The organism is Ureibacillus thermophilus (assembly GCF_004331915.1).
Lineage (GTDB): Bacteria > Bacillota > Bacilli > Bacillales_A > Planococcaceae > Ureibacillus > Ureibacillus thermophilus.
The window spans coordinates 63,061-69,474 of the sequence record NZ_CP036528.1 but is presented as its reverse complement, the minus strand read 5'-3'; the positions used below and the strand labels follow the sequence as shown (position 1 = coordinate 69,474).

The window sequence follows — 6,414 nt, the reverse complement described above, 5'->3', positions numbered from 1 at the left end:
TTCATTTCCGCTGGCTGGGTTGCAGAACTCGCATTCAAAGCCATAATGTAAAACGAATCGTTGAAATGTCTCTGTCAATTCTCTTTCTCCGTTTGGCAAAATCGTTTTCACTGCAGGAGTAAGATTATCAAATCGAATAACCCGTGGAACTCCTCCTATATAGTGAAAGATTCGTTTTAATCCTTCCAAGAAACATTCTTGATTTTGAGCTGGCATGACTTGCACATAGGCCGCATTACTGTAAGGGAATGAAACGACCAGGTAAGGAAAATCGACGTATTTCCCCTGATAGAGAAAAGGAGCTTCTCCAAAATCAACTTGAGCCGTTGCAGGTTTCGATTCTAAAGGTAACGCAGCTGATTCACTTTGTTCGAGCAGTTCTTGTTTTCTTTTTGATACATAGAGCCGAACAGAACGATCTGAACCTGTAAATCCATATTCTTCTTTTAAGATTTCATACATTCGTTTCGCAGTTCTTCGATATTTTTTTTTCTTTGTCAAGTCCTCTTTAATCCATTGATCCAATATCGGTTTCACTGGATCCATCACTTTCGCTTTTCTCGTTTGTTTAACTTTTGAGGGATTGAAGTCTTCCATTTCCGCATACTTCTTCACTGTTCTTGGATCACGATTCATTCTTTTGGCAATATCGGAATAGGAACATCCTTTTTGGTTTGCTTCATATCTGATATAATGAATTTCAGCCACTGCTAACATCTCCTTGAATACCTCCCGTTGAACTGTTTTGTCCAACTAGGAGGGTAGTGTATTTGGGGAATGTTGGCAAGTGGTTTTTTGTTTTATAGGACCTGCATAAATTAATTGCCAAACGTTACATTTTTAGTTTGCCATAAACAACTAGGATTAAAAAAGAAAAAAAATCTTTTGAATTTATGTTTATTTTAGCACAAAATCATTTCTTTCATTTTAATGATGGTCTATCTGTTAAAGAACTGTCCAATGAAATGAATATATCTGAAGTAACTGTTAGAAAAATTGCAAAAGATTTACTGGAAAAACAATTAATTAAACAAGTTGGAAAAAGGCCTGCATATTATATCATTGATCCTATTTATTTTGAAGAAACCTGAATAGGTTGCTTTAATGTCTGTTACCCTTTAGTGATTAACCTGTAATTATAAGGCGAATTTTAGAAAAAATGTATGAAGATTTTTATAAGTAGAGGGAGATTCTGGGCACCCCTCTCCTTTTTTATGATAAAAAGTATCAGTGCATGTGAACTGTTTAACGTTTTTGATTAAGTATTAATAAAGCTTAAAAGCAGAGGGTTGCATTTTTCTATCCAATTGTTTATTGCACTAAAAAAAGTGCTAGACTCTGTACAAATTCGTTGCACTAGTCTGCACTTTTATTATGTAATAAACACCTGTAGAACCATTTGTGATGGAGCAATTAAAACGATATAAAATATGGTGCAAAGAAATATTACTCAAACATGGTAAAAAGATAAAAGATCATTCAATCGTTTTTATTTCTAATGATGCAGAAATGATCTATCATAGCTACATTAACGATGCAATTAAAAGAGTCATCAAAAAAACAGGGATTAAAGAAATTACTCATGCAACAATTCTTATAAACCGAAACGAAAACGTATCAGCAATTGCTAAACGTTTAGGGAACACTAAAAAACTCTCCTCCACATAAATTGCAGGGGAGAGTTTTTGTTTTTTATTTATCGATGAATAGCCCGATAAACGAATAGAACAAAATGTGCGCGATTGATGTTTTGTTCCGGTTTAAATGTTCCGTCTGAATAACCGGTTGTGATATTGTGATGAGCCAACGCTTCAATATAAGAAACGGCCCAGTGGGTTTGTGGAACATCTTTAAATAAAACAGCTCGACTATTTGGACTTGATAAACTATAGGCTTTCACTAAAATTTTTGCCATTTGCGCACGCGTCAATTTTCCGTTCGGATCAAAAGTGCCATTTCCTTTTCCGCTCACTAACCCAGCGTTAGCTGCTGCTGCAATTTCTTTATAATACGTATGGCCCTTTGGTACGTCTTTAAAGCCTGGGTCTTCCACATTGGATGTATCCAATTTGAGGACTCTCGTTAAAATCACCGCGGCATGCTGGCGGCTGATATTTTCATTCGGTCTAAAAGTTCCATCTTGATAACCTGTGATAATGTTATTTTTGGCACTGTATGTAATCTCATTATAGTATGGATGGGTGGAAGGAATATCTTTAAAGATCGATTTTTCTTTTACTAGTACAGGAATAGAAACCGTAGTTGAACCAAGTGTTGCCACGATTTTCCCTTCTCCTGGAGTCGTTGCTGTAAACTGTCCTGTTGAAGTGATGGTACCAATTTTCCCTTCTACAGACCATTTCACTTGATTCGCATTATAAATTAAATTTTTTCCTGCCGCATCTTTAGCGTCAATTGTATAACTTTGCGTCTCGCCTACCGTCAATTCCTTTGCCCCTTGAATCGTCATGGTGCTTGGGCTATCCACGACTGTCACAGGGAAGGATTGAACGACTTGTCCGTTATACATAATGTAAATCTGATCTTGTCCAGCAGCTGTTGTTGTAAAGGTTGTGCCCGAAATTTCTAAAGTATTGTTTTGAGATGATAGACTAATAGAATTCGAAGCAAGCGGAAGGGTGTTGTAATATTCATCCAATACGTATTGAACATTGACTGTTGAACTTGCCCCGACCATCATCGTTCCTGTATTTGAAAGCGTATATTTAATTGTTTTTGGTTCACCCAATGGCGCCGTGCTAATCGCTTCTAAAATCGCATGCACCCTGCGCGGTGAACCGTCTGAAGGTTTGTTGGCAAGCACTACTTCATTTCCTCCATATTTTCGAATCGCCATCGTTGTAGAGCCGCCGCCATCTAAGTTAATGGCCGTATCCACCCCTAAAGAAATCAAATAATCTGCCAATTCCTTTATATTCATTCCTTTACTGTGGGACTGTCTTCCATCCACTGTAATGAAATGAATTGTTTTCTTATCTCTGCTCATTGCCACAACCGTTCTTGGCGCTATTTCTTTTGCGCGGCTTGAAGCAGTGCTCATCATAATGTATGGCTTGCCGTCGCGGACTAAAAATGGTCCTGATGCCAAAATAAATTGCGCATCTTTCCATTTTGCATCAATATCAAAATTCACGCTCACCTGTTGGCCGATTTGCAAATTGGAGAAGTTTTTGCTGTATTCTGATCCGCCTTGAACAGAGAGGATAAAGCCGTTTTTAGGAATCGCATGTTTCGATTCTCCATAAGGTTTAATTTCTTTCACAACTCCCGTAATCGTATCGCCAAAATAAATATCTCCAATCGGCTGATCGCCTTCCACGATAATGTCATATCCAAATTCATTATTATCCGTATAGCCAAGATAATAGTTTGGCGTATACACGATTGTTTCTTTGTTATTGCGGACGCGGTCCATGCCGGAGAGTTTATAGGAACTTCCATTGGTTGTCATCGTAATTTGAAAATCGAAATAATCAATAATCCCTTGTCCATATTTATCAATTCCAAAGGCAGTCGGAACATTCATGTATTGGTCCGCACCTTCTGATACTACACCGCCGTTAATAATGCGGTTATTTTTGGCAATTAAAAATGAAGGAACCCCAGTGCTCATATTGAAGAATGCAGCGTTAATTGCACCAACAACCCGATTGCCTTCTCTAGAGTCTCGATTGGCAATCGCCATGACTGTATCCCTTGAATTATAAGTATTCGGCAATCCTACATCCACTTTCGTAAATGCGTCATTCAAGTTAATGGATAGATGATTAATCACATTCGTACTGGAATTTTTATATGTATATTGACTATACACCACTCCAGATGAAACCGGATACTGCTCATTGACAGTTTGGTTCGCTTGTACTGGTGCTACAGTCCCAATGAATAACACGAGTGCAAATAATACGGAAATAATTTTTTTCATTTGATTCGGCTCAAAGAAGAGCACTCACCTTCCTTCCTTTCATCTTTTTCTATCTATTCATATTAAACTATAAATTTGGAAGATAAAATAAGAGAAGCCAAAAATACTACTTTTCTCACTGCAAATTTCATAATATTTCTATTCCATTTATATCAATTAACCCCTTAATATTCTAGTAATATTTTGATAGTATTGGGAATAGATGAAGGAGGGAAATTATGAAAAGATTGATGGTATTGGCAATGAGTGCATTGCTCATCTTTTCGCTGTTTTCTTCTGGCAGTGCTAAAGCAGCCGATGATATAAGCGGAAACTTTCACGAGCGAGGACTCCGATATTTAATTATGAAGGGCGCATTAACGCCGGATGCAAATGGAAAATACAATCCAAATGCCACCGTAACGCGCGGGCAATTTGCAACATTTATTTCAAAAGCAATCGGCCTGCCAAATACGGATGAAACGTACCAGTTTACAGATGTACCTGCTGACAGCAAGAATTATCAAGATATTCAAAATGCTGCAGCTGCTGGAATTATCACTGGGTATGAAGACGGCACCTTCAAACCTAATGACCCAATCATCCGCCAACACATGGCTGTCATGATTGAGCGCGCAATGAAATATCTGAATATTTCTACTAGCACGGCAAAGGATTTAACATTTAAAGACAAACATTTAATTAACAAAGACTATTATTCTGCCGTTGCAACAGGAGTAGAAAAAGGCATTATTCAAGGGTCTACCGAAAAAGATGGCGTGTATTTTCATCCATTAAAAAACACAACAGTTGCCCAAGCAGCCACATTTATTATTCGGATGATGGAAGCTGCTGGAGATCAGGAAGCGATAAATTTTGATGTTTCCCAATATGAATTGAAGGAAATTCAAAATGGAAAACTCGTTTCAACGAATATCAAGTCTTCTGATTTTAATGCCATCGTGAAAAATGTAACAAATGATTCCCAGGTAGTGACGAAAAACGGAAACATTGTGTACATGAAGCCAGGCGCTGGATTTGTCGTGGCAAAATCCTACACCGTATTAAACTCTCAAACAGTCGGGGATCAAATTAGTATAGCGACAGGATCTGAAATGCAGTATCTTGGAGCAGAAGAAAAACGAGTAAAAGTGGATTTGGCTGGACAAGTAGGATATGTAGATGCCAGCACAGTTTCGTTAATGCCGTTTTCTTTGGCAAAAGGCCGCAATTATTATGTAAATGAAGGCGGAGAAATTAAACACGTGCTAGTGGATCCGCAAACAGGCAATGCGAAAGCAAGTTACATATTTGGCAAAGCACCAAGCCAAATGAGAGCTGGAATCAAATATTACAGCTGGGATGGCATTAACTTCTATAATGGTGCAGAAAAGTTTATATATTACAACTATTACCAATTCTTGCTTGTTCATACAAAAACGCAGTACACTGCTGAAGAATTAGATCGATACATTCAATTCGCAGTGAAAGAGAGAGAAAAACAAGGCGGACGTTACGCAAATGCTTCGTCAAAAAGCAAATTGCTTGGTTTAGGAGAAAAATTGAAAGCGATTGAAGAAGAGTATGGCGTCAATGCCATGATGCTACTCGCTCTTGCGATGCATGAAAGCGACATGGGCATGAGCGACTATGCGCAAAAATATAACAACTTATTTGGATTATATGTATACGACACCAACCCATTGAAAGTGCAGTTTGAATCTCCAGAAGCAAGCATCCGTGAATTAATGGAAAACTTCTGGTGGAAAAATTATATTCCTGCCAACGCTTCCTTTGCCCATGGTGCAGTTTTTGGAACAAAACGCATTGGCTTTAATGTAAAATATGCATCAGACCCTTATTGGGGAGCCAAAGCAGCCGGCCACTATTACCGGGCAGATAAATACTTAGGATTTAAAGATGCAAATAAAGGATATGTGGTTGGTTTAACAACAACACCTGGATTAAATATACGCAGTGTGGCAACTACAGCAAACAACTCGCCAATTTATACTTATAATCGTGTTAACATTCCAATCTTGATTACTAGCACAAATCTTGCTTCTAGTGGATGGTACGAAATCATTCCAGACAGCCGCGAACATAAAGTGGCCTACGTAAGTGCACAATACGTGCAAATTTTAAATACAGTGAAATAATGAAGTGCGGAATCGGCGAAAAAGTCGGTTCCGCTTTTTTAAATAGGAAGGATATTAGGGATTTACGCAAAAGGAGAGAAATTATTTGTGGCGTATCCGCACGAATTGGAGTAGTATTCGCACGTAATGAGGAGGTAAACGCACGAAATATGGAAGTAAACGCACGAATTGGAGTGGTATCCGCACGGTAAACGCACGTAATGAGGAGGTAAACGCACGAATTGGAGCTGTATCCGCACGAATTGGAGCTGTATCCGCACGAATTGGAGCTGTATCCGCACCAATTGAGGAGGCAAACGCACGAATCGGGGCAGTATCCGCACCAAATGA

General features: G+C 38.5%; 5 protein-coding genes. 3 read left to right on the top strand and 2 right to left on the bottom strand.

Annotation, left to right across the window (positions count from 1 at the left end; genetic code table 11):
* The coding region (gene istA, locus DKZ56_RS00330; RefSeq protein WP_208650773.1) for an IS21 family transposase at positions 1-717 on the bottom strand (717 nt) is incomplete at its 3' end.
* A gap of 684 nt (positions 718-1,401) precedes the next feature.
* On the opposite strand from istA, the gene DKZ56_RS00325 reads away from it, so the two are divergent.
* Entirely contained in the window at positions 1,402-1,668 is a 267-nt protein-coding gene (locus DKZ56_RS00325; protein WP_208650772.1) for a site-specific integrase, read from the top strand.
* Positions 1,669-1,696: 28 nt separating this feature from the next.
* Here DKZ56_RS00325 and DKZ56_RS00320 read toward each other — a convergent pair whose 3' ends face one another.
* Positions 1,697-3,946: an S-layer homology domain-containing protein gene (locus tag DKZ56_RS00320; RefSeq protein ID WP_208650771.1), complete on the bottom strand. Its 2,250-nt coding sequence runs from the start codon at positions 3,944-3,946 to the stop codon at positions 1,697-1,699.
* Positions 3,947-4,164: 218 nt separating this feature from the next.
* Here DKZ56_RS00320 and DKZ56_RS00315 point away from each other — a divergent pair, with 218 nt between their 5' ends.
* Both DKZ56_RS00315 and DKZ56_RS00310 read left to right on the top strand, forming a co-directional pair.
* A complete protein-coding gene (locus tag DKZ56_RS00315; protein WP_208650770.1) occupies positions 4,165-6,084 on the top strand; it encodes an S-layer homology domain-containing protein in 1,920 nt (639 codons plus the stop codon).
* The gene (locus DKZ56_RS00310) at positions 6,084-6,275 is read left to right on the top strand and encodes a hypothetical protein (RefSeq protein ID WP_208650769.1); all 192 of its coding nucleotides are present in this window, start codon (positions 6,084-6,086) and stop codon (positions 6,273-6,275) included. Before DKZ56_RS00315 ends, DKZ56_RS00310 begins: the two co-directional genes overlap by 1 nt.
* The last annotated feature ends 139 nt before the right edge of the window (positions 6,276-6,414 follow it).